This is a genomic window from Secundilactobacillus silagei JCM 19001 (assembly GCF_002217945.1).
In the GTDB taxonomy this organism is placed as follows: domain Bacteria; phylum Bacillota; class Bacilli; order Lactobacillales; family Lactobacillaceae; genus Secundilactobacillus; species Secundilactobacillus silagei.
The window spans coordinates 193706-219110 of record NZ_BCMG01000004.1 but is presented as its reverse complement, the minus strand read 5'-3'; the positions used below and the strand labels follow the sequence as shown (position 1 = coordinate 219110).

Below are 25405 nucleotides of genomic sequence, written 5' to 3'. Positions count from 1 at the left end.
GGGGTTGATTATATAGGATATGAGGAGGTGACGCAAGTCAAAGGTGCGAAAGCGGGCGTTAAGGGAGCGGAGTGTAAGCTGACTATGGCAAAAATCCCGAACTTGGATTTATGCCATAGTTGGCTTACATGCAGCTCTCTGCCCGCTGGAGCCCGATTAGGCTATATAAACGAAACGGAAAAGGACCCGCAAAATAAAAAAGCACCGCCATTCCAAAATGGCAGCACCCTATCTCATTCAATTAACAACCCTATTTTTCTTCCGGTTCCTCATCAGCGTGCTGTTCATCCGCTGATTTTTTACTCTTATAGTACCGGTCTTCTAACCGCTTATACGATCCCGGTTCGACCTGATCTAACACGGTCGCAATCGTCTCCAGGCTCTTCGGATAGTCGTAGTCCTCGTCAAACAGGCGCTGGGCCTCCTGACTGGCTTTAGCGACTTCGTCATGGGTCATGCGGTAACGGTTGGCATACTGGATCAGCTGTTCAGCCAGTTGCGCGCTGTCGATCAGATCATTGGTCTTTTCAGTTAGACTGTCAAGATCAGACTGGATCATGATCAGCTGTTTAGTAATGTCTTCCATGTTGATCTGCACCTGATCCATGTCATCAGCCAATTTATCAATTTCATCACTGACAACTTGATAATAGTCTAAATAGGCCTTTGACGCCCCAGGCAAGTTTAAGTTTTCAACTTCGCGACGCGTGCTGTGAAGCTGAAATTCAAATTGCTGTAAGTTTTGATTCGCCTGTTCTTCTTCTTTCGCCAATCCAGCAACGGAATCATTGATCTCCTGCTGCTGTTTTTCAATCTGTGTCAAATCGTGCGTCTGCCGCGTTTGGTGAGCGTCTACTTCCGTGTAGACCGCCTCATTACTGTGGATGTTTTCCACGTCTTTTTGATAGGTGGTCTCAATGTTGCGCAGCTGTTCGGCAAATTCACGGGTAGTCTCTAGTTCATGGTGATCTAACGTGTAGTTAGTATTTAAGCGTTCCAGCTCACGCATCAGTAACGTATTTTGGTTTTTAGCATGGTTAATGAATTTGGACAGATAATCCAAGTTCTTCGTGACCTTGGTCTTGGCGACCATTTCCTTTTGCATCAGATCATAGAAGTGGTCGATCTTAGTGGACAACGACGTATCCGCCTGTTTGACTGCGGTCACGTCCAACTTAGCCAATAGCGTCTTGCTCCGGTTGATCTCAGCCGGTAGCGCGGCAATCTGGTCTTTCAGATCAGTCACGGGGAAGCGGTAGCCCTCCGCTGACAATTCGTTTTCACCCTGGGTCAATTCCTTGACCTGGGTTGGAAATTCGGTCTCCAAGTTAGCCACTAACGGTGGGATGGCCTTCAGCATTTCGTCTAAATGATCCGTATCCGACTGCAGCTGTTCCAATAACTTAGCCGCTTCTTCGTGGTCGCCCTTGCTGGTCACTTCGCGGAAATGATCGTTATCGTCTTCCAGTTGACCTAACTGGGTCTCTAATCCATCGATGGCATCGCCGTACATAAAGTTTTTCGCCAATAAGGTTTTGCGTAACGACTGGTACTTAGCTTCCAGCGTCTTGACCGCCTGCTTATGCTGGGCGTCGATCTTCTTTAGTTCCGCGATCCGGTCTTCGATTTTCTGAATGGCCTGTTCGGCAACCTCCAGTGACGCCGTGGCCTTTTTAGCTTCACTTTGAGCATTTAATACCCGGTACTGTTTAGCATTATTGATTGCTTCATTAACTTGTTGTTCAAGTCGTGGTAACCGATTTTCCTTCAGATCGCCAAAGTCCGCGGCCAGCTGTGTCACTTCTTCCAGCGTCTTACCCGTCAAGCTCATGGCGCGAACTTGGTCAACTGAAGTCCCCAATTCATCAATTGTCAGTGCTTCTCGTTTTTGATTGATCCCTTTTAATCGTCTGATCAGATATTGCTGGTAGATTAAGATACCCGCATATATGACAATTGCCAGGATAATAACACCTATTAGTATCCTAAACATCTAATCCCCATCCTTCGTCACCAAAATACATCTTTATGTATATTAGATAGATTATGATTGCATTTTCATCAATTAGCCCTTAAAATCTATACCAGCTTAAATTATAGCATACCTTGTGAAAAGGCTTCACTCGAATTTAAACATTCGTAAACTAAAACGTGAGAGGTAATCAAAATGTCAGAAACCAATACCACCGTTTCAATGATGAATCAGCAGTTGGACGCACTTCTATATAATGAAACTAATTTAATCGCCAACCTATCCAATGCATCGGCTTTATTGAACCAAAGTATGACTGACTTAAACTGGGCGGGCTTTTATCTCTACCAGCCCAAAGATGATGAACTGTTACTGGGACCCTTCCAGGGCAACGTGGCCTGCGTGCACATTCAAAATGGCGCCGGGGTCACCGGGACCGCTTTGAAGACGCAGCAATCTCAACTAGTCGAAGACGTCCACCAATTTCCTGGTCACATCGCCTGTGATTCCGCCAGCAACAGTGAAGTTGTGGTGCCACTTACTAAAAACGGCGTGAAGATTGGTGTCATGGATCTGGACTCCCCTAAAGTTGGCCGCTTTACCAAAAAAGATCAGGCTGAACTGGAACAATTCGCCGCGATTCTGCTGAAACATATTGACATTCAGTAAGTATCCGCGATATACTGGCTATTGTGTAAAATAATGCAGCGGTGAGCGGTAAGCTCGTCAACAGATCACTGCCAAAAGGTGGTTCAGTTAGTAACCTGCGGCTGCACAGGGCGAAAGCTGCAAAGGGATCTGCACGAATATCAAACTCACGTCAAATTATTTTACTCCAACTAAAATTTTTGGAGGAACTATCTATGTCACGTTATACTGGCCCAAGCTGGCGTATCTCACGTCGTCTTGGCGTATCACTTTCAGGTACTGGTAAAGAATTAGCACGTCGTCCATTCGCACCCGGCGAACACGGTCAAGGCCGTCGTTCAAAGTTGTCCGAATATGGGACTCAATTACGTGAAAAGCAAAAGCTGCGTTTCACTTACGGCATGACTGAACGTCAATTCCACAACTTATTCGTTCGCGCAGGTAAGATTCGCGAAGGTAAAGTCGGTGTTAACTTCATGATCTTGCTCGAACGTCGTTTAGACAACGTGGTTTACCGTTTAGGTTTGGCTACTACTCGTCGCCAAGCTCGTCAATTGGTTAACCATGGTCACATCACTGTTGATGGCAAGCGTTTGGACATCCCTTCATACGAAGTTAAGCCTGGTCAAGTGATCAGCGTTCGTGAGAAGTCAAAGGATATGCAAATCATCAAGGATGCCGTTGAAGCCGTTGTTGGTCGTCCTCAATACGTTGAGTTCGATGCTGACAAGCTTGAAGGTAAACTTGTTCGCTTACCAGAACGTGAAGAACTCGATGCAGATCTTGACGAATCTCTTATCGTTGAATACTACAACCGTTAATAAGCGTTGTTTAGCTAAAGAAAAGCAATTTGCACGTTATGTGCAGATTGCTTTTTTTGTGAGAGCGGAACAAAAGGCGTTTTGCCCCAGAGTATAAGTTAGAAATAGTGTGATTTTCAGTTGTCTTTTGACTGAAAATTGCGCTATTTTTAGCTTATACGGCCGGGGCTTGCCGTTTTGTTGCGCGTTTATGCTCGATAAAAGTGGTGCTAAAAATTTGTCATGGTTCTCACTGAATTAATTGTTCAAAGAACGGCCTTAACTCAGCCACCGTGGCTAACAGTGTTTGCTGCTGGTCAAGCGCCGTAAAAAGTGCGTCCCCTCGCAGCCACTGCCGACCCACTAAAAAGTCGGCCTGCTTCACTTGCTGGTAGTGCGTTAACTGATCAGCCAGACTGGTTGCCGAAATCGCACTGGAGACCTTCGCCATGTGGTTGGGACTGATCTCATAATCAGCACTGAGGTGAGCCAGTTCCGGCAGCATCCCCGTTAACCGCTGAATCATTTCCGGTCGCTCCCGGTTCTCAGCTAAACTCGCCAGCCAGATAAACAGCCGATCGTCCCAAAAACCGATCATGATATGCGGTGCCATTTTATAGCCCCGCCTATTTGCGCTAAAGGCCACCCAGGTATTCATCGGCGGGTTCTTATGCCGGCGTAAATGCTTGGCCACGTGCGCGTAGATTGGTGTTTGAAAACCTAGCGTCTCAATTACTAAGGGTGCCAGGCCCTCAAACTTCGGATCGATCTCCGTGCGAATACCGACCATCCGCCCCGCTAACGTGTCATCGTCAAAGACTTGAAAATCAGCATCATTAAACACGATTTTTCCCCCGTTCTTCCTGCTTACTGTCCATACAGTCATGTTACAATAGTCTTACTCTTAAAGAAAGTGGGTGTTACGCAATGCCAGACAAGGACCAAATGACGTCTCACTTGGATAACGCCATGTATGGGCCACCCAAATTACACCCAGATGAACAGCGCACTTATCTGGGCACGTTTCGTGAACGGGTTGACTTACTGATGTCCATCAAACAGCTACAGCATGCCGAGTACCAAACCGAATTTCAGACTGAACTCAAGGCGCATCCAGACTACCAGGTGATCTTTAACGGTCACACGGGAATGGAAGCCTTAAAGCCATACATTCAAATTGCCGGTCAATTGCAGCGGGCGTTCACCATCGTCCAAGACGATTTCTACGGTGGTAAGCCCACCGATTCGGGACTGGTGGTGATCTCCAAGACCGCCATCAACCAGTATCCCATCAAGGTGGAAGACCGGGCTGACAAGCAGCCTGCACCAACGCAGCCAACAGCCAAAGAACAGCCCACGTTCTGGACGAAGATGAAACACCACCTTGGCCTTTAAATTATTGAAAGAAGTCAAACTATGCCACAACCTTTAGCTTATCGCATGCGACCACAGCGACTTGAAGACGTGGTCGGACAGCAACATCTGGTTGGCCCGGGGAAGATTATTTCTCGGATGGTCAAAGCTAAGATGCTGTCGTCAATGATTCTCTACGGTCCCCCGGGCACCGGTAAAACCAGTATCGCCAGTGCGATTGCCGGCTCCACTAAGTACGCATTTCGCAAACTCAACGCCGCTACGGATACTAAAAAGGATCTGCAGATCGTCGCTGAGGAAGCCAAGATGAGCGGTACCGTGATCCTATTACTAGACGAAATCCACCGGCTGGATAAGGTCAAACAGGATTTTCTGCTCCCCCACTTGGAAAACGGCCGGATCGTGCTTATCGGCGCCACTACCGAAAATCCCTATATTAGCGTGACCCCGGCGATTCGCAGCCGGACCCAGATTTTCGAAGTCAAACCGCTGATGCCAGACGATATCCGCACGGCAATTGACCGGGCACTAGCCGATAAGGAAAACGGCCTGGGTAACCAGCAGATCGAGTTAGGCCCAACAGCGAAGAATTTGTTAGCTACCGCCACTAACGGTGACCTCAGAAGTGCCCTGAACGGCCTAGAACTCGCGGCTAAGTCCACGGACGCAACCGATGGGACCATTCACCTCACCTTGCCGATCATCGAAGAGTGCCTGCAAAAAAAGGCCTTTAGCCATGATAAGGACGGTGATGCCCACTACGACGTCATCTCCGCCTTTCAAAAGTCGATTCGTGGCAGTGACACGGACGCGGCCCTGCACTATCTCGCTCGGCTGGTAACGGCTGGGGACTTGCCCACCATTGCCCGGCGGTTAACGGTAATTGCCTACGAAGATATCGGGCTAGCTAATCCGCCGGCAGCGGCCCGGGTGGTTGAAGCCGTCACCGCGGCACAGCGGCTGGGCTTCCCAGAAGCTCGGATCCCGCTGGCGGATGCGGTCATCGAACTGTGCCTGTCACCGAAGTCCAACTCCGGTATCATGGCCATTGATGCCGCCATGGCCGATATCAAATCGGGCAACTACGGCGACGTGCCGGCAAACTTAAAGGACGCTCACTATAAGGGCGCTGCGGATCTCGGTCACGGGATCGATTACAAGTACCCCCACAGCTTTAAAAACGACTGGGTCAAACAGCAATACCTGCCGGATAAAATTAAAAACGTGCAGTACTATGAGCCAAAAACTAACGGCAAGTTTGAAACCGCTCTGGCACAGCAATACGACCGCCTGCGAGCAGCCCAGCACGCAAAATAATCAGTTACGCAGGAGTCAAAATAGCAAAATCGTCAAAAATATGCTAATATATAAGTGAGTTCTAGGGTGTGCGCGTTGTCCACATACGTGTTTGCCGAACAACTAATGTTACATTGGGACATGGGTTAACTCTGCCGGATTTGCAGGCCTTTTACACTTGGTAGCTTGAACGCAGATATACCCGTCCCACCTGCTTATCAGCGGGCCAAAACCTATCGGACAAATTAACGGCACTATTAGATCTTCAAAGTGGCAACACTTTGGGGCTGGCTTGCACTATGTGAGTCAGCTTTTTTATTTCTCGCAAACAACTAACATCCATGGAGGATTTCTCTTGCTAATCAATATTTTAATGATCGTCTACATCTTGCTCACCTTCTTCATTGGCGGGTTCTTTCTCAAACATACTCACCGGGCATTTTTAGTCTTTCATCCGGAACAAAATCCTAATTTGTCAGGCATTGTCAAGTTTGGCGGCTGGTCGTTGATTGTGGTCGGCGTACTGGCAGCCATCGCCACCATCATGCAAAACGACGTGTTTATTTCCATGACATTATTGATCGGTGTCCTGGACATTTTAGCCATCCAATTGATGCTGGTCAGCTTCTTGCCGAAGTTTAAATGAAAACGGTTTACATTTTACTGTTTATTTACCTCAAAATAACGTAAAATAGAGTTAATCAGTAAAGAGAGGTGAGTCATCATGTTACAACAATATAAGCATATTTTAGTTCCAGTTGATGGTTCTTACGAAGCCGAATTAGCTTTTGAAAAAGCGGTCGCGGTTGCCAAGCGGAATGGTTCTGACCTGCACCTAGTTCACGTTGTGGACACCCGTGCATTCCAAAACATCTCCAGCTTCGACACCACCATGGTTGAAGAAGTTACCGATACTGCCAAGAAGACCTTGGACAAGTATATTCAACAAGCAAAAGATGCTGGCGTAAGCAGCGTTGACTACTCGATTGAATATGGTGCCCCGAAGACCATCATCGCCCGTGACATGCCTAAGAAATTAGACATTGACCTGATCATGATCGGTGCCACTGGTTTAAACGCCGTGGAACGTCTCTTGATCGGTTCAGTCACCGAATACGTTACCCGAACTGCCGTCAGCGATGTCTTAGTTGTTCGGACCGACCTTGAAAATAAGCCAGCTAAACAACCTTCAAAGCGTGTTAAACCTTAATTAATAACCATTAACTAAACCGGGTCCACTCAATAATGAGCGGACCCGGTTTTTGTGTCTATAAGTTACAAAACGAGGTCACCTATTACTAGATGACCTCGTTTTGTAACACTTGTCGTATAACTCGTTTAACGGTTATTGATCGTCAGACTTGCGACGTTTCTTACCTAAACCAAATACACTGAGCAGGCTGAGCAATCCTAATCCGATTGTCGCCATTACGCTTGATTGTGATTCATTGGTTTGTGGCAATTGTCCTTTATTAGCACTTTGGTTTTGACCTTGGTTATTACCATTAACCTGAGTCTGACCTTGGCTTTGAGCAGCGGCTTGTTGCTGACTTTGAGCAACAGTTTGCTGAGCAGCAGCTTGTTGACCCTGAACAGCGGCTTGACTGCTACCGTTGGCAGTGGTTACTGCATAAGCATCAGCTGTACCTTGCCCTGCAGCGGACTTGCCTGAAACTGCTTCACCAGCATTCAAGGCTGTTGTCTCGCCATTGTTTGACGGATTACTCTTACCCTGCGTTGATACTGGACTAGAATCGACATTCTTTTTCTTAGGTTTGACCGCTACACCTGGTTGCGAACCAGTTGACTCGCCTTTAGTTGTCTTACCAGGTTGCGCGATAACAGCTGCGCCAGGTTGGGTACCGTTTGATTTAATGTCGCTGCCAGGTCCAGCTGTTGGTTGCGTTGTATTTGTTGGATTAGCTGGCCCAACTGGCTGACCGGTATCGTGTTGCGTATCAGTACTTGTTGGCGACTTAACATTGACAACAATTGGGTTCTTAGAATCTTGATTAGCTGCAATCGTGCCCTTATCGTCGTTAGCCGTAACTGGTACAAACCCATTTGGAACCTTGTTGGTAACATCGAAATTGCTACCAGGATTACCGACAACTGTCGTAGTACCAACCACTCGACCATCTGGTGTTGTGAAGTTAATCGTGTATTGATTTGCACTAGGTTCATCAGGATTGGTCTTGGCTCGTGATTGCTGTGGAGCACCAACCTGACCAGCTGGCCAAGTAACATTGAACGTTAATGGCTTGGTTGGATCTTGCCCCTTAGGAATTGTAACTTCAATAGTCTTTTGACCTGGAGTTAAGACAAATCCATTAGGAACTTTCTTGGTCAAATCGAAACTACTGCCAGGATTACCATCTACTGTAGTACTACCAGCAACTGTACCAATTGGGGTCATATAGTTGACCGTGTATTCATTAGCGGTTGGAACGTCTGTATTAACTTGTTCCTTGCTAACTGGTTGAGGTGTTGTTAATTGAACAGTGTATGTTGGCACTTCACCATAGTCAGTAAATGTCTTGGTAGCCGTATCTAATCCATGTTTACCTTTGTTACTGTCTTTAGTTACAGTATAACCTTGGTTTAATAGAGCTTGCTGTTCTTTAAAGACCGGTGTGTAATCTACGGCTCCATCGGAAACACCGCTTAATGTTACTGTTCCATTTTCACCGCCTATAGCCTTCCCATCTTGATCAACGAAGTTAACCTGGATGCTTTGTGGATTAGCTGTATATGTGACATAACCTTTATCACCAGTTTTTGCACTTGGTCCATCAAGCGTGATTGTGCCGTTAGCATTAACGGTAGCAGGAACCGTTGTCTTATCAGGTGTGTAGCCAGTTACTGTTGGCACATTGACGTTAATATGATCACCCGTTTTACCGGTCACAGTCCCCGGAGCTGGCGTCTGGTTGCCTTTATTGGAAGGAATCGTAAGTGTGTCCGGAGCAGTAACAGATTTACCAGTATACGTTATGGTAATTGGAGCAGCATCTTTCGGCTTATCACCTGAAACCATTGGCCAGTCTTCAGGAATGGTGCCAGTTTGTGAAGCGGTATAGCCTTGGAGAGTTGGAATGTCAACCTTAGCGTAGCCACCATAAGGCGTGTAAACATTTTCACCTGTTACTTCGCTACGTTCAACCATGTACGTAATAGTTTGTACATCAGAAGTTGGCATTGTTAGCCCCGGAGCAAGCGTGGTGCCCGATGCTAACTGATACTTAATCGTCCGTGTAGTCTTTGTTGCGCCCACGATGTCATAATGATCCTGAATATGAATTGTAATTGGTGTATTGCCACTAGCTTCAAAGAAATAACTGCCAGTCGGTTCCTGATTAGGTGATAAATCGTAATTAGCTGGTACCGTTAAAGTATACGGTGTGCTGTTGTCAGTCGTACCACTAATCGTAGTAGTGCCGATCACTTTTCCAGTTCCATCTACATAATTAATAGTGGTAGTTTGCACATTCGGAGTGTAATTCAAGTCAATGGTTTGATCCGTTGGCTTTGTGCCAGTTGTTGGGGTTGGCACCGTAACCGTGTTGGTCGCTGGTGTATAGCCGTCGACTTTCGGACTGTTAACCGTCAAATCACTGGCTGGCGTGTACGTTGTCTTACCCGTAACCTGATCTGTATCGGTGTTCCAAGTAACTGTTACCGGCTTAGTTGCCGCCGTTGGTAGCCCTGTTTGATTGATGGTTGCCGTCGTTGTCATAGTTCCTTTATCGTGATGATCAGAAACTGTCACTGTAATTGGCGTATTATCTTTAGCCTTAAAGGTATAGTTACCAGTCGTGGCCTGCCCCGTTGGCAGATCGTACTTATTTGGTGCCGTTAAAGTATACGGTGTGCTGCTGCCAGTCTTACCAGTGATTGTCGCTGTCCCAACCACTTTACCGGAACCATCAACGTAGTTAATGGTATTGGTTTGCGTAGCTGGAGTGTATGCCAAGTTAATGGTTTGATCCGTTGGCTTCGTGCCATCTGTTGGCGTTGACACCGTAACCGTGTTGGTTGCTGGCGTATAGCCCTCAACTGTTGGACTATCTACAGTCAAATCACTGGCTGGCGTGTACGTTGTCTTACCCGTAACCTGATCTGTATCGGTGTTCCAAGTAACTGTTACCGGCGTAGTTGCCGCCGTTGGCAACCCAGTTTGATTGATAGTTGCCGTCGTCGTCATAGTTCCCATATCGTGATGATCAGAAACCGTCACTGTAATTGGCGTATTACCATTTGCTTTAAAGGTATAATTACCAGTTGTTGCCTGACCCGTTAGTAGGTCGTACTTATTAGGTGCCGTTAAAGTATACGGTGTGGTGCTGCCAGTCGTACCACTGATTGTCGCGGTACCAACCGCGTTTCCAGTTTCATCTACATAGTTAATGGTTACTGACTGTGGATTAGCAGTATACGTAATCGTAACTGCAGTTGGATCTGTTGGCTTAGTTTGAGTTGACGTGTTGGTTATTGATGTAGCATTACCATTAACAGTAACAGTATAACCTGCCACTGGCATAGGATCGATTTCATCATAGTTACCACTTGGTGTATACGTAGTCGCTTTAGTTACTTGATCGTAAACTGATGTCCAAGTAACTTTTTGAGTTTGACCACTTGGTAAAGCTGGTGCTGTGGGATCCCCTGCATTTTGAACAACGTTAATTGTACGAGTCGTAGTTACAGGTGCAGCATTCACTTTTTTGTGCTTCAACTTAACTGTATAATTCGTTGCCTGACCAATACCAAAAGTAGTTGGCAGATTTGGATTACCGTCTAGTTCATAACCATTTGGAATACTGTACGTAACTGATTGACCATTAGTACCACTAAGAGGTCCATCCGTTCCAACTGTTGCACCATCATTGTCAGTATCAGTATACGTAATTGTAATCTTGCTTGGCTCAGCCGTATAAGTTACGGTAGCGTCATTCAAAGTTTCTTTTGTAGGATCAAAGTTAGCAGGTACAGCACCTTCATTGGTAACAGCACCCGTGAATCCGTCAAATTTAGTTGGTGTAATTGATGCAATTGGTGTTTCTGGAACATAACTTACAGTATATTTACTTGGATCAGTTTCACCAGCTTTATCAGGAGTAGCCGTTACAGTAAACGTAATTGTCCGCGTGCTATCTGCTGGCAATGTCTTTCCTGCTGGCAATGTTGACCCAGTAGCTAACTGGTTCTTAATATTTTGAACAACTGGAATTGTGATGTTCATAGCATCTTTAATTTCTTGAGTAGTACCCTTATCAGCAGCCGCTTTCGTAACCGCTGTTTGCAACGCTTGCTCAGCAGTTGTTGTCGATGCTGGTAATGTAACAGTAGCAGCACCAAGCGCATTCAAAATTGCCTGTGCCTGAGCATTAGTCGCTGTTCGATCATTACCGACTTTATCATTGGCCGCAGTAAGAGCCGCAGTTAAGTTAGTCATCGCCGTATTCAAAGCAGCCAAATCGTCAGGTGTCTTCGTCTTAGCAATTTGTGCATCAAGATCCGCTTTCAACGGAGCGACAGTTGGTTCCAAAGAATAGGGATACGTCGCAGCGTTGACGGCTTGCGCTAAGTCCTTCATATAGAAAACCACTGCCGCGTTGTTGTCGTCCCCGTCGGCATTAGGATCATATGAGTTACTTCCCTGAGCATCTGTTAAAACAGTATTAACGGTCTTTAAAGCATCAGTAACCGCCTTTTTATTGGCAGTTTGGGCGGCATCTTCCGGTGTTGGTAACGTGGCATCGATCCCACTTACCGCACCAACCGCTGCTGCTGCCGTATCCCGTCCATTAGCCGCGTTATTTAACGACGTGATCAAAGCACTGACTTGGGCGGCCTGATCAGAAGTTAAAGTGGTTCCCAGGGCCCCGCCACCAATTGCGTTCATCGCATCATATAAAGTCGGATTAGCGCCTAAACCATCATTTTGCGGACCGACATAGGGTTCGGAAACGTAGGGGTCAGTCTGAGTCATTCCGGATGCTAAATCAGCTAAGGTCCGGCTGATCGGGGCAAGCGCATTTTGCAGCTCAGCAGTGCCCTGGGAAGCAGCACCCGTCGCATTAGCCTTTTGACTATCGGCTGTATACGAGTTTAAAAAGGTCTTAACGGCCTGTAATTGAGTTTCATAAAGGGTCATTTCTTGTTTAAAACTATTGCCGGTACTGGTATTCTGACCTTGATAACTTTCCGGATTGGCACCAATCGGTTCATCTTGGGATTTAACTAAGTCGGCATTGACCTGACCATCTTTAAAACTGGCCAGCGAGTTCATATAGGCCTGCGCGGTAGCCATTGCCGTTTTACGGCTATTAAGCGTAGCATTTGCAGATTGCTTGACACGGTTCAGAGCACTATTAAAAGCGGTCATATCAATTTTACCAGCGGGGGCGTTATTAACCGTATTAACTAAACTGCTGGGTTGAGTAATCAGCCATCCTTTTGTCAATGGGATAATGTTTTTATCCAGAAATTGAACTTGGCCCTGGTCATCGTGATAACCAAAGTGCGCGCCTGAGTAATACACAACTTTAATATCGCCTGCCGCTAATTTTGGATTAGCCGCAATGGCAGCTGTCAATGAGTTGTATAACTGCGGGTCAGTCCCGACTTGAACGGTATAGACGCCCTTAGGATCACTTGGGTCAGCGAAAGCGGCCTTCAGGTCCGCATCCGTCGTCCCCAGCTTACTGGTATCAATGGTGTCACCCACATTGCCGCTGTAAAACGGTTTGTCAGTACCCTTTTGAGCTGCGTTTTGAGCGGGAGTATCACCGTAATAATACGTCGAGGTATTCACGTTCACACTGATTTGGTCAGCAGCTACCGTAATTTCAACTGGACCTTTGATCCCACTGGCAGCAATTGCTGCTTGAGCAGCCTTTAAGTCGGCGTTAACTGGCAAAGCATAGACTGTGGTGCCAGCCGCATCAACTGAGATCTTAGTGCCAGCTGGTAATTTGACTTGCTGTGCCTGGTCAGGTGCTGAGACTACTTGACTAGTTTTTTGATTATTAGGTGTTGAAGCCTTTTGAGTTGTATCTGTTGTATCTGTTGTTTTTGAATTTACTTGAGTTGCAGTCGTAGTAGCCACAACCTTTGGATCAGTTGCTGTTACAGCAGTCTTTGGTGCTGACTTTTGGGTACTGTCAGCAGTCGTAACCGGCTGATTGCCAGTTGCTGGCGCTGTCTTTACCGGTGCCTTTTGACTGTCAGTCCTAGTTGGTTGCTGAGTCGCACTTGGCTTAACAGCAGTCGTTACTTTGTCCCCTGTAGTGGCTGCTGGTGTCTGCTGTGCGTTGTTTTGCTTCGTAGCAGCATTCTTCGTGTCAGTCTGAGTCTGATTATTTTCCTTCTCACCCGCATTAGCCTTGACTGTATCAGTCGTTGGCACCGTCTTTGTAGTAGGTGCCGTCTTCAACGTAGCCGCGCTACTAGTCGCTGCGGTGTTCGCCGTCGTGACTTGTGTCGTCGTTGGTGTATCGGTTGCCGTTGCATCCGCCGTATCAGCTTTAGCAGTGCCAACCAGTAAGAATTGACTCATTGCCAGAACGGAAGCGCTTGCAAATAACCATTTGCGTCCCACCTTATACATCTTGTAATGCTCGTTTTTGGCGTTACACCGTGCTAGTTTTTGCTTAAAAATATTCATCCTAAGTTCCCCCATCTCTACGTGCCCTGTAATTGGTTTATAAAAAACCTTTAAAATTAAAACTTTAGAGATTTTTAACTAATCATTGAAATATATTTACACCATGAATGGTAGTGTTTATTAAGTAAATAATCAAGGGGGTAGCCTAAATTTTTTACGAAAAGTTTTCCCCAAAGATGCTAATTAATAGCGATTATCGTTAATGTCATGCATCATATAATCACTAAAGAAATCACCGTTAAACATAGCGTTTTGTTATGACAATCATTATTAGATACTAAAAAAGTGCCTCATGGGCACTTTTTTTAACGCTTATTTAGCTGTCGTACTAATTTCCGCATGCCGGTAACACGTGGTTAGATGATCATTCACCATCCCCGAAGCCTGCAGGAACGAATAGCACGTCTTTGGCCCAATTCGTTTGAATCCTAAATGGCGCAGCGTCTGAGTCAATTCGGACACAAACCACTCGGGCTCAACGGACTCCCGTTCATTTAATGCATGGTCCAGCGGCGTGCCGTTGACGTACTGCCAGCAGGCCGCCGTAAACGACCACCCCAGCTCGTGAAGACTAGTCAGCACCCGAGCATTTTCAATCACCGCATCGATCTTTTGACGGTTGCGAATGATGTGGTCATTGCGATACAGGGCCTGCACCTTAGCAGGTGGTAACGCAGCCAGTTCTTCTGGGTTAAAATCATACAACGCGTGTTTCAGCGCTGTGCGGTACTTTAAAATCAGCTGCCAAGCTAAACCGGCCTGGAAGATCTCCAGTGCTAAGTTTTCAAACAGCTGACGCTCGTCATAGACTGGGACACCCCACTCTAAATCGTGGTAGATCAATAATTGCGGGCTCTTTTCTGCCCACGGACACCTCGTCGTCATTCTTATCAGCTCCTCATACCCCTAACTACGAAGAACTAACAGAATTGGTTTACCACGTTTTCAACGATCGCCCAGTTAAAGTCTTTAGCTGGTTGCCGGTTGACCCGTTGCAGTCGCGTCAGCTGATTGGTGATCTGGCCGTCCGTGCCCAAAGCTCGCATCATTTGCATATCGCGCGTGCGGTCCGGGGTCCAGACAAAGACTGGTGCGCCGATGGAATGGGCCTGCCGAACCATGGTCGTGTTCAACCCAATGGCTTGCAGCGAATAAAAGTCCGCTGGTAAATTCTTAATTGACATCATGTTCAATGGTACGATGTAGCCCACGATGAGGTTGGGCTTTAAGTGCTTTAACTGCAGCACCGCTTGATAACTCATCGTGTGGACGAAGTTATGCTCGGCAATCAAGCGGTCACCATATTGCGCCGCAAACAGCTTGGCCACGTCCGGACTATCCTGCGGTGTGACCTTCAATTCCACGATCAGCCGCTGCCGCTTTTGCTTGGCAACGTTTAAATAGGAAGAAAGTTTAACGAGTTTAGTCGTTTTGCCGCCAGCATCAACGCGATGCCGGGCTAATTTTTTAAAGTCCATTTTTTGGATGTCCACTTTTTTAGTCCCATTACTTGTCTTTAATGCCACGTCTTGGCCGTGAGAGACGACAAAGTGGCGGTCCCTGGTTTCCTGGACGTCAATTTCCACGAAATTAGGCCGGTGCTTGGTGGTCTGTCTCAACGCCGCTACTGAATTAGGCACGCCATTATTGCCGATCACGCCACGATGGGCAATCGTCACACTGGGTGAGATAGCGGCACCAAAGTGAAAGGCTTGAAACCCAAATAAGATCACCAAGACAAACACTAGCCCGGTTGGAAACCAGGCCATGCTGTGCAATTGATCGTAATTTTCATCAAACTCCGGTCGAAAATCTGGCTGTTCTAACGACTCCCAGATCATGGCAATCAAAAACGCACTCAGAATCAGTAACGATAGACTCACGAGCACCACTAAGAAGACCAGGCTCACAAAGTTGCTCATGCCAGTAGAAAGCTGCGAACTAAACGCGTGCAGCACTCTCACAAGCAGATGATCGATAATCATTAACGGTAACCAAAATGTGACCAGTGGCCGGACAAACCAGACCAAGCGGTGCCAACCGTTGATCGGTACGAGCTCCGGCTTGACCGTTACCCGCAAGCGACCGAGAAGCCTTAAAAAGCCGTACAAGATCCCGCAGTAGATGATGGCAAGCACCACCACGACGATTCGCCGCTGCAGGACTGCCAGGTCGACCCACTGAATTGGCAACTGGATCAAATTCAGCACTGGTCCCGCAAACCCGGCGTCACCAAAGGGCAGCCAGAGTATAACTAACAATAACACCAGCCCAGTTAACGCCAGCCAATGCTTGGATAGCCGTCGCCAGGTCGTTAAGATTAAAAGATCAGATTGATTAAGAATTGATTTATTAGTGGTAAAGGCCGTTAAGATCAGGTTTAATTCGAACACCAGTCCTAGGATAAACCCCAGAATCAAGATGACCTTGATTAACACCAGCCCTGGATTGAGCATCATAATATGCAGCGTGATCAAATCTGCCATCAGCATGAGCCAACCCAGATTGACCGCTCTGACCTTTAATAATTGATAACTTGTTTGAAATAAACGTCGATAGTAATTAATTGGTTTCACCCTTTCAGTGTCAATCTAAGAAGTCGATGACGGCGTCCAGATACTGTTTGATCGTATCACTAAAATCGTTACGAATGATCATCGCTTCAATCAGCCGCCCCCGATTATAGATGCGATTCCAGTTGGACTGGCTTTCCTTAGACTGTACGACCACCAATTCTTGCCGCCAACGTTTCAGTTCTTTGAGCAGATAATCCGCGTAAAGCTGATTCTTATTAGTTAAGCGTGCCAGATAACCGGCCAGCCGCTGTGATTCCCCAAAGATCAGGGGCCCTTTGAGATTCTTATAACGACCGATCAAGATCGCCATCAAATAGAGCTTGTCCGCCCTCGTCAAACTGTCACGTTCCGACAATTCATCCAGTAGGTTACCAAGATGCGTGAAAGCGTGCGCCCAGCCATTGGTTTTAATAAACCCCCGGGTGTCCGTTTCAAGGACCATGTACAGGGCGGTCTGACTCACGATTTCGTTAACGAGATCCTGATTTAAGAAGTGGTAGCCGACCCGATCCGCGTAAAGCATCACTGACAGCAGCAAGACCGCAAACGCCCGCTGATAAACGGCGTCATTTTCCGGTTCCAAGATGTGGGCAAATAGTACCGTGTCGCTGATCAAATAGCGCACGATCATCACCATCTGCTCATCCGTCAAGAGGTGCTGCTGAATCAGATCATTAAAGAGAAAATAGATCCCCTTATCGCGAATATGAGGATCAGGTGAGCCAATATGCCGCACTAACTGCAGGACTTCCGTATCACTGAGACCAGTCAGCGATTCACTTCTTAATTGATCGTTTAAGTGGAGCAATATCGCACGGATCCCGTCATCGTCATCCGGCAGCCGCAACGTTGAGATCGTGGGCTCCCGCTTAACCGATGAAATGAGCGGTTCCAGCTTTTTGCCGAGTGATTGAAACAGCGCCCCCGCGTTAACCTGTTTACGAATGTCTTCTAACTGCGCACGTAATTCATCAAGCTGGTCATTAGCTGCCACTTTGCTCACTCCGTTCTTCGTATCGTATTGCTTACTATTTTAGCACGTTTAGACTGGTGGCGAAAATAACCGTTTAATAACCGTTTTACGAGTGGTTTAAATTTAGATTAAATCGGCTCAGTAATCGTAATATAGCTGGCAATTTCTGCTACATTGCCGAAACGCGTTCACCAAAACAGCGCCCGACCATGTAAGCAACTAAAAAGCATGACCCCGCACAGTTCCGCAAACTCCCCCTCTTTGAGGCTACATTGCCGAAACGCGTTCACCAAAACAGCGCCCGGCCATGTAAGCAACTAAAAAGGTATGACCCCGCACAGTTTCGCAAACTCCCCCTCTTTGAGGCTACATTGCCGAAACGCGTTCACCAAAACAGCACCCGGCCGTCTAAGCAATTAAAAAGGTATGACCCGCACAGTTCGCAGGTCATACCTTTTTAATTACTTACACTCTGGGCGCTCCCGTTTTGGTTTACGCTCTATCTTTATTTGTAACTCTTAGCCGGCAAAACGGCACCTTTATACTTGTTGTAGATCCACTTTTGGGTGCTCTTTGATTGCAAAGCCTTCATCAACTTCTTGATAGCTGGCTTGTTTTGGTCACCCTTCCGTACAGCAACAATGTTGACGTATGGTGATGATGACTTTTCAGTCGCAATGGCATCCTTACGAGGGTCAAGACCTGATTGAACAGCGTAGTTGGCGTTAATAAAGTCCACGTCACCTTCACCGTTCTTGTAGATACTTGGCATCAACTTTGGTTCATAACTGTGCTTGAACTTCAAGTGACGAGGGTTAGACGCAATATCGCCGAAGTTAGCAGTGGTAATATCGATCCCCTTCTTAACCTTGATCAAACCAGCATCCTGCAAGATCGTCAAGATACGACCGTAATCAGGGGTGTTGGAACTTGCTAAGATGGTTGAACCATCCTTAACATCCTTCAAGTTCTTAACTTTCTTTGAGTAAGCTGAGATAGGTTCCAAGTGAACCCCACCGGCGCTGACCAATGTCCCATGGTTAGACTTGTTCCATTGATTCAAGAATGGGGTGTGTTGGAAGTAGTTGGCATCCAATTCCTTGTTAGCCAAAGCTTTGTTAGGCATTACGTAGTCTTGGAATACCTTGATCTTTAAGTTAACGCCTTCCTTTTTCAGCTGTGGCTTAACGTGCTTTAAGATTTGTGCATGAGGTACAGCTGACGCACCAACCGTAATGGTGGTCGTCTTTGGTTTACTTGAACTATTACCACAGGCAGCTAACAGAATTGTCGTTGCGGCAATCCCTAAAATGCCTAGAATCCGTTTCGAAGTCTTCATGAATAATTCCTCCCAAAATAATGTAGAATAATAATTTTTTATAAGGTCCGCTTATCAATACGACGAACCAGGAAATCCCCAATAAATTGAAATGCGAATACGACGATCACGATGATGACCGTTGCCACCAGCACGATGGTGTTGTTACTTGCCTGGAACCCATCGATGTAGGCTAAGTTCCCTAAACCACCGGCACCGATTGCACCAGCCATTGCGGTATAGCCGATCAAAGAAATGGTCGTCACGGTCGCGCCTGATACCAGCGCTGGCATTGACTCTGGCAATAACACCTTGTAGACGATTTGCCAGCTAGAAGCCCCCATTGATTCAGCGGCTTCAATAACACCGCGGTCAATTTCGTGAAATGCCAGCTCAACCATCCGGGCGTAAAACGGCGCGGCGGAAACGATCAATGATGGCAACGCCGCGGTGGGTCCGATAATCGTCCCCACCAGGTTCTTGGTAATAGGCAGCAGCAACATGATCAAGATGATAAATGGCACTGACCGGAACACGTTAACCAGGAAGGAAACGACCCAGTTCAGCACTTTCACCCCGACATTTTGACTGCCAGTCGTTTCAAATAATAGCAAACCTAACAAAACCCCTAAGATGGCAACGGCAATCATTGAGACCACCGTCATCCAGATGGTCTCCCAAGTGGCGGCACCCATGTTGTTCCAATCGACCGTATGAAAGGCAAAGTATGAACCGTTAGTCATGGTGAATCACCTCCGTTTCCACGTGCATCTTCTTCAGCAGATCCAGCGCGCCATCGAGACTCTCTTTATCGCCATTGATCTGGAGATAAAGCGACCCGATCGACCCTTCCTGCGTCTGATGAATGCTGCCTTCAATGATGCTGACTTCCAATTTTGGAAACTTGTGAATCATCTCAGACACAATTGGCAGCTTAGCTTGATCACCGTGGAAAACAAGCTGAACGATTGTCCCATCTGGATACGATTTGATCAAATCTTCCACGATACTGTTGGTATCCGTCAAGGCTGGATCAACTTCTTCACTCACGAAGCGCTTCGTGATCTGCTTCTTGGGGTTACGGAAGACGTTGAAGACGGTTCCCTGTTCAACAACTTTTCCATCATCCATTACCGCCACGTGATCACAAATTTTGCGAATCGCGTGCATTTCATGGGTGATCAGCACAATACTTAAATTCATCTTTTTATTGATCTCTAGCAGCAGGTCCAAAACTTCATCCGTGGTTTGCGGATCCAAAGCACTGGTGGCCTCATCAGAAATCAGGATCTCGGGATCGTTGGCTAAGGCTCTCGCAACGCCGACCCGTTGTTTTTGACCACCCGATAATTCTGACGGATACGAATGTTCCCGGCCAGTCAGCCCAACTAGATCAACTAAATGCTGGGCCTTTTTCTTCCGGTCCGAACGTGAAACACCGGCAACTTCCAGTGGAAACATAATGTTTTGAATCACGGTCCGTGACCAAAGCAAATTAAAATGCTGGAAGATCATGCCGATCTTTTGTCGTTTCTTTCTGAGTTCCGGTCCGGACAGCGCCGTGATCGGATCACCGTTAATATCGATCTCACCGCTAGTTGGCGTTTCAAGCCCGTTTAACATCCGCGTTAAGGTACTCTTCCCAGCACCGGAATAACCGACAATGCCATAGATTTCACCATCGTCAATGTTTAAATTCACATCGGAGACGGCAGTTACATCACCGTCCTTCGTCGTGAAGGTTTTCGTTACGTTTTTAAATTCAATCACTGCGGCTAACCTCCTTTTGTTCAAATAAAAAAGCTCCGCCCAACCTAGATCAATCAATCTAAGTAAGGGCGAAGCTTATCGCGTACCACCTTATATTCGCTACTGTCTCACAACAGTAACCTTAACGAGTCTAAAGACTCAACGGGATAGTGGCCGTTAACCAGCTACGGCTTGTTTGGACTCACCGTAACCTCCATTATGCAAAACCATCTTCAACACGTTGTGACGATCCCTTTTCAGCAACCGGGACTCTCTAAGCGTTCACGTGATGTTTACTCATTTTGCCGTTTGTTTATTCAATTTGAATCAATGACAAAAGTATACCCATCAGAATTAGAACTGTCAAGGTAAACTGTCATGGTATTTTCAGAAAACTAATTAAACTGCAACTAGGCTTTTTTAATATCCACTAGCCAAGCATCCGCTTCTTCTTCGCTGTTTAAGCTGTCAAAATCGTTGTTTAACTGTGGGTTCACAGCAACGACTTCACCGCTGACCGGACTGTCAATGTCCGAAACAGCCTTTTCAGCTTCAACACTGATCAACGTTTTGCCAGCAGTGACTTGGTCGCCAACGCTTGGTAGGTGCGCAAACTTAATGGTGCCTAACTCATCTTGGCCAGCTTTCGTTAAACCAAGACGGGTCTTGCCAGCCATTACTTTTGTCCATAAATAAGTCGATTCATCACTCATATTTTCACCTCAAACCAATTATTTTGAAACTATTCAAAATTCTCGTTACGACTAAACATGTAACTCTTATTATGATACCGCATTGACATGATTAAGCCAATCCCTATCATATTCCCAATCAATGCGGAACCACCTTGACTAACGAATGGTAAAGGAATCCCAGTCAGTGGCAGTAAGCCAATACTCATCCCAATATTTTCAAAGGTATGGAACAGGATCATCATGATGACACCAGTGGAAATATAGGCGTAAAAGACGTTTTTAGTATCAAAGGTGACCCGGATCATTTGGTAGATCAACATGAAATAGAGCAAAATTAAGATCAAACTGCCAATGAAACCGAAGTTCTCACCGATCACTGAAAAGATCATATCGGATTCACGTACGGGGACATAGACTCTGGAAACGTCAAACCCAGTTCCAAAGACACCGCCAGAACCGATGGCTTTCATACTTTGCCACAATTGATAGCCTTGATCAGAAGTATTGCTGGCAGGATTCAGCCAGGTATCGATCCGTGAAAATTGATACGATGCAAAGCCTAAGTGACTTAATATTGTTCGTCCAGTACTGGTTGCGACCAGTGCCAAAGCACCGCCACCAACACCAGCTAAAGCAGCTGCAACGGGTACGATAATGCGCCAGGTGATTCCGGCAACCAGTGCCACCCCAGCGACAATGGCAATAAACACCAGCATGGTCCCAAAGTCATTTTGTAATTTTAGCAACACCATGATCGGTAATAACCAGGCAACCATTTTACCCAGCAATAACCAGTCTGAATGCGTGGTATGCTCATAATATTTATGATTATGGTCACTGGCAACCCGCGCTAACATTAGAATAAACGCTGGCTTCATCACTTCTGACGGCTGAAAAGTCAACGGCCCAATTGCGAACCACGATTTCGCACCGGTAGAAGCAGCGTACGAACGGCTATAAAACACCAGCACACCTGCCAAGAGTAAAATTCCTAGCCAATAGGCTAACGGTGCCACTTTCCATAATTGTTCCGAATCAAATTGCATGATGATCACAACGGCAACCGTCCCAATGACGTACCAGATAACTTGAGAAACTAAGGCAGAAGTCACACCGGTCGCACTAGAATCATGAGTCGCTGCGACATAGATCGAAGCTAGTCCGATCAATGCCAGCATCAGCACGCAAAAAATAACGCCATAGTCGATTCGTGAATCCGAATCTTCTTCTTCGCGACGCTCATTCATGCATCATATCCTCCTCTCACTCACGCGTTTATTATAGACGGTCTTGAACGCCATCTCGATAAAAATCTGTTATCCTTAACCGTTTTTTTAGGTCTTAGACATCGCGAGCAGAAATCAATGATGTAAATTATAGGTTTGAATCAAATATTCGATTGCTTCATCTTGCGTCTTCACTTTAATGGGCCGATCAGCGCCGATCTGAGCTTCAAAAGAGCCCTTTTCCAGTGGCATTACAGTGCCGATCACTTCATCATTAATGGATAGCTGCAGGCCATCAACACCCTTGATGGTCACATCGTCGATTGCCACACCGACTGGTTGTTTCTTTTTAGACATGAGTTACTCCTTTTACGATTTTATTTTAAGTTCATCTCTTTGAGATAGGCCATTTCAGCCTTCTTATTGCGTCTTAGGCTGAAATGATCCGGTACCGGATCGTAGCCGCCGTGAACAAACGGATTGCAGCGTAAAATGCGGGCTGCCCCCATCAGCGTCCCCTTGATCGCACCGTGTTTTTGCAGTGCTTTTAGGGTGTAGGCTGAACAGGTTGGTGAGTAACGGCAGGTGGGCGGAAATAACGGGGAAATAAAGCGCTGATAGCCGCGCACGAGCATCATCAATAACCGTTTCAAAGCGACTCCTATCTACGGCCGTGTTTCTTGGTCGTTGCACCCATGTGTTCAAGCAAAATACCGGCACCCTTAGCCACATTATCCAGTGGATTTTCAGAGATCACTACGGGTACTTTGAGCTGTTCGATCAAGAGCTTATCAACGCCGTGCAGCAAGGCACCACCACCGGTCAGCATGATCCCGCGGTCGATAATATCAGCAGCCAATTCTGGCGGTACGATCTCCAAAACTTCCTTAGCAGCGTGGACGATCTGCGTCATGACGCTGCTGATAGCTGGATAAATATCCTTTGACGTAATTTCGATTGAACGCGGCATCCCAGAAACAGCGTCACGGCCACGAACCTCTAAGGATTCATTGAAATCTTCATCCGGATAAGCGGAACCGATCTTGATCTTAATTGATTCAGCGGTTCGTTCACCCACTTGCAGATTGTGCTTTGTCTTTAAGAAGTTGATAATATTGACGTTTAACTCATCACCGGCAACGCGAATCGACTTGCTGGCCACAATGTCGCCCAATGAAAGGACCGCAATATCACTGGTCCCACCACCAATATCGATCACCATGTTACCCTGGGGCTTAAAGATGTCCATGCCGGCACCGACAGCGGCAACTTTAGGTTCTTCTTCCAAATAAACCTTGCCGCCGCCCGATTTTTCAGCAGCTTGAATGATTGCCCGGCGTTCGATTTCGGTAATGTTGGTAGGCGCACAGATCATAATGTTGGGCTTTGCCAAAAAGCCCTTCACGTTTAATTTACTAATAAAATACGACAGCATGGATTCAGTGACGTCAAAGTCAGAGATCACACCATCCTTTAATGGCCGGATCGCCCGAATGTTGCTGGGGGTACGTCCCACCATGCGGTAGGCTTCAGAGCCCACTGCTAAAACTTGATTTGACTTTGTGTCGACCGCCACAACTGAAGGTTCGTTTAAAACGATGCCCTTACCAACTGCGTAAATCAGAACGTTGGCGGTACCAAGGTCAATACCAATATCTTTTGCCATTCTGTATAATTCCTCCTGAACTTATTATCTCAACCGTTAATTATAGCATACCCATACTAAGATGGGGTGAGCAAAAAAAAGTTCAGACCGGCAAGACCGTTCCGAACTTTTGGTAACACATTAATCGTTAGTTTTCGTCTTTAAAACAATCTCTTCTTGATCTGGTACTTTGACCCGTTCGATCTCAGCGCCTAACGCTCTGAGCTTCAAGTGGAAGTCATAGTACCCGCGATCCAGATACTGCAAGTTCGTCACTTGTGTATAGCCATTAGCGACTAACCCGGCTAGTACTAAAGCAGCAGCGGCCCGCAGATCAGTTGCGGCAACTTCCGCCCCGTTAAAGTTAGTTGGCCCGTATAACGCAACGGTGCGGCCCTCAACCTTAAACTTAGCGTTCATCCGCCGCAGTTCTTCTAGGTGCATGAACCGGTTTTCAAACACTGTTTCAGTTAACGTACTGGTTCCTTGCGCACACAGCTGCAAAACGGTCATTTGCGGCTGCATATCCGTTGGAAATCCGGGATGCGGTAACGTCTTCACGTTAGTTGGCTTTAAGGTTTCAGGGCCAATCACGCGAACGCCGTCATCTTCAACTAAAACGGTAACACCCATTTCTTCTAGCTTGGAGATCAACGGCTTGTTGTGTTCAGCAATGGCGTTTTTCACTAGCACGTTGCCATGAGTTAACGCCGCAGCAACCATAAAGGTACCAGCTTCGATCCGGTCTTGGACAACGTAGTGTTCAGTCCCGTGCATGCTGGTAACCCCTTCGACCCGAATGGTTTCGGTACCGGCGCCCCGTACTTTGGCACCCATCTTGTTCAAGACGTTAGCCAGATCCACGATTTCGGGTTCGCGGGCAACGTTTTCAATCGTTGTCGTCCCCTCAGCCAAGGTAGCGGCCATCATAATGTTTTGGGTGGCACCAACACTTGGGAAATCAAGGTAGATATTCGCACCAACTAGTCGATCAGCAGTGGCTTCAATGTAGCCGTCGTGCTGGTCAATGCTGGCACCAAGTGCTTCAAACCCCTTGAGGTGCAAATCAACTGGTCGCGAACCAATTGCGCAGCCACCGGGCATGGCTACTTTGGCATGGCCATAACGGGCCAGTAGCGGCCCCATAACGACGATTGAGGCACGCATCTTTGACACGTATTCAAAGGGTGCCTGAGTTGATAATTTTTTAGCAGCGTTTAAACGCACCGTATTGGTTTGTTCATCAAAGTCTACATCTATATTTAAAAACTTTAAAACGTTATTCATGGTATAGACGTCGGATAAAATTGGGACATTGGTTAGAACCATATCATCATGTTCAGCCAAGATCGATGCTGCCAGGATTGGCAACACAGCGTTCTTTGCGCCTTCAATATGTACAGTTCCCGATAATTCACGGCCGCCATGTACAATAATCTTTTCCAAATAAATTCCCTCCACGAT

The 25405-nt window shown here is 46.7% G+C and carries 21 protein-coding genes; 6 read left to right on the top strand and 15 right to left on the bottom strand.

Annotation, left to right across the window (positions count from 1 at the left end; all coding sequences use genetic code 11):
• Positions 1 to 250: 250 nt before the first annotated feature.
• Positions 251 to 1993, bottom strand: coding sequence for a septation ring formation regulator EzrA (gene ezrA, locus CES79_RS05420; RefSeq protein WP_089136544.1), 1743 nt, complete (start codon positions 1991 to 1993; stop codon positions 251 to 253).
• A gap of 174 nt (positions 1994 to 2167) precedes the next feature.
• Here ezrA and msrC point away from each other — a divergent pair, with 174 nt between their 5' ends.
• On the top strand, positions 2168 to 2641 hold the full coding sequence (msrC, locus tag CES79_RS05415) for a free L-methionine (R)-S-oxide reductase MsrC (protein ID WP_089136543.1): 474 nt from the start codon (positions 2168 to 2170) through the stop codon (positions 2639 to 2641).
• Between the two features lie 194 nt (positions 2642 to 2835).
• Positions 2836 to 3441 (top strand): 30S ribosomal protein S4, encoded by a 606-nt coding sequence (gene rpsD / locus CES79_RS05410; protein WP_054654064.1) that lies wholly within the window; start codon positions 2836 to 2838, stop codon positions 3439 to 3441.
• Between the two features lie 229 nt (positions 3442 to 3670).
• Here rpsD and CES79_RS05405 read toward each other — a convergent pair whose 3' ends face one another.
• Positions 3671 to 4264, bottom strand: coding sequence for a DUF1054 family protein (locus CES79_RS05405; RefSeq protein WP_054654065.1), 594 nt, complete (start codon positions 4262 to 4264; stop codon positions 3671 to 3673).
• Between the two features lie 83 nt (positions 4265 to 4347).
• Between CES79_RS05405 and CES79_RS05400 the strand changes: the two genes are divergently transcribed.
• From CES79_RS05400 to CES79_RS05380, 4 genes are all read left to right on the top strand, one after another.
• Positions 4348 to 4815 carry a YueI family protein gene (locus CES79_RS05400; protein ID WP_089136541.1) on the top strand — a complete coding sequence of 156 codons (468 nt, stop codon included), beginning with the start codon at positions 4348 to 4350 and terminating at the stop codon, positions 4813 to 4815.
• A gap of 21 nt (positions 4816 to 4836) precedes the next feature.
• Positions 4837 to 6111 carry a replication-associated recombination protein A gene (locus CES79_RS05395; RefSeq protein WP_089136540.1) on the top strand — a complete coding sequence of 425 codons (1275 nt, stop codon included), beginning with the start codon at positions 4837 to 4839 and terminating at the stop codon, positions 6109 to 6111.
• 334 nt (positions 6112 to 6445) lie between these two features.
• Complete coding sequence (locus CES79_RS05385) at positions 6446 to 6736, top strand: hypothetical protein (RefSeq protein WP_054654067.1); 291 nt, start codon at positions 6446 to 6448, stop codon at positions 6734 to 6736.
• 78 nt (positions 6737 to 6814) lie between these two features.
• Positions 6815 to 7300, top strand: coding sequence for a universal stress protein (locus CES79_RS05380; protein ID WP_054654068.1), 486 nt, complete (start codon positions 6815 to 6817; stop codon positions 7298 to 7300).
• 135 nt (positions 7301 to 7435) lie between these two features.
• On the opposite strand, the gene CES79_RS05375 is transcribed toward CES79_RS05380, so the two are convergent.
• The 13 genes from CES79_RS05375 to murA form a co-directional block, all read right to left on the bottom strand.
• A complete protein-coding gene (locus CES79_RS05375) occupies positions 7436 to 13759 on the bottom strand; it encodes a KxYKxGKxW signal peptide domain-containing protein (protein WP_159459463.1) in 6324 nt (2107 codons plus the stop codon).
• 312 nt (positions 13760 to 14071) lie between these two features.
• A complete protein-coding gene (locus CES79_RS05370; RefSeq protein WP_089136538.1) occupies positions 14072 to 14644 on the bottom strand; it encodes a DNA-3-methyladenine glycosylase I in 573 nt (190 codons plus the stop codon).
• A gap of 35 nt (positions 14645 to 14679) precedes the next feature.
• Complete coding sequence (locus CES79_RS05365) at positions 14680 to 16245, bottom strand: glycerophosphodiester phosphodiesterase family protein (RefSeq protein WP_159459462.1); 1566 nt, start codon at positions 16243 to 16245, stop codon at positions 14680 to 14682.
• A 100-nt stretch (positions 16246 to 16345) separates the two neighbouring features.
• Positions 16346 to 17329 carry a DUF2785 domain-containing protein gene (locus tag CES79_RS05360; RefSeq protein WP_054654077.1) on the bottom strand — a complete coding sequence of 328 codons (984 nt, stop codon included), beginning with the start codon at positions 17327 to 17329 and terminating at the stop codon, positions 16346 to 16348.
• Between the two features lie 484 nt (positions 17330 to 17813).
• Positions 17814 to 18647 (bottom strand): MetQ/NlpA family ABC transporter substrate-binding protein, encoded by an 834-nt coding sequence (locus CES79_RS05355; protein ID WP_054654078.1) that lies wholly within the window; start codon positions 18645 to 18647, stop codon positions 17814 to 17816.
• 38 nt (positions 18648 to 18685) lie between these two features.
• Positions 18686 to 19369: a methionine ABC transporter permease gene (locus tag CES79_RS05350; RefSeq protein ID WP_089136536.1), complete on the bottom strand. Its 684-nt coding sequence runs from the start codon at positions 19367 to 19369 to the stop codon at positions 18686 to 18688.
• Positions 19362 to 20396, bottom strand: coding sequence for a methionine ABC transporter ATP-binding protein (locus tag CES79_RS05345; RefSeq protein ID WP_089136535.1), 1035 nt, complete (start codon positions 20394 to 20396; stop codon positions 19362 to 19364). Before CES79_RS05345 ends, CES79_RS05350 begins: the two co-directional genes overlap by 8 nt.
• 389 nt (positions 20397 to 20785) lie before the next feature.
• Positions 20786 to 21088: a glycine cleavage system H family protein gene (locus CES79_RS05340; RefSeq protein ID WP_089136534.1), complete on the bottom strand. Its 303-nt coding sequence runs from the start codon at positions 21086 to 21088 to the stop codon at positions 20786 to 20788.
• A 29-nt stretch (positions 21089 to 21117) separates the two neighbouring features.
• On the bottom strand, positions 21118 to 22317 hold the full coding sequence (locus CES79_RS05335; protein WP_089136533.1) for an FtsW/RodA/SpoVE family cell cycle protein: 1200 nt from the start codon (positions 22315 to 22317) through the stop codon (positions 21118 to 21120).
• A gap of 114 nt (positions 22318 to 22431) precedes the next feature.
• On the bottom strand, positions 22432 to 22653 hold the full coding sequence (locus tag CES79_RS05330) for a DUF2969 family protein (protein ID WP_054654080.1): 222 nt from the start codon (positions 22651 to 22653) through the stop codon (positions 22432 to 22434).
• A gap of 20 nt (positions 22654 to 22673) precedes the next feature.
• Positions 22674 to 22934 carry a membrane protein insertion efficiency factor YidD gene (gene yidD / locus CES79_RS05325; protein WP_408005819.1) on the bottom strand — a complete coding sequence of 87 codons (261 nt, stop codon included), beginning with the start codon at positions 22932 to 22934 and terminating at the stop codon, positions 22674 to 22676.
• Positions 22935 to 22957: 23 nt separating this feature from the next.
• On the bottom strand, positions 22958 to 23962 hold the full coding sequence (locus CES79_RS05320) for a rod shape-determining protein (RefSeq protein ID WP_089136532.1): 1005 nt from the start codon (positions 23960 to 23962) through the stop codon (positions 22958 to 22960).
• 120 nt (positions 23963 to 24082) lie between these two features.
• Positions 24083 to 25387, bottom strand: a complete 1305-nt coding sequence (gene murA, locus CES79_RS05315) for a UDP-N-acetylglucosamine 1-carboxyvinyltransferase (RefSeq protein ID WP_089136531.1) — start codon at positions 25385 to 25387, stop codon at positions 24083 to 24085.
• Positions 25388 to 25405: the final 18 nt, after the last annotated feature.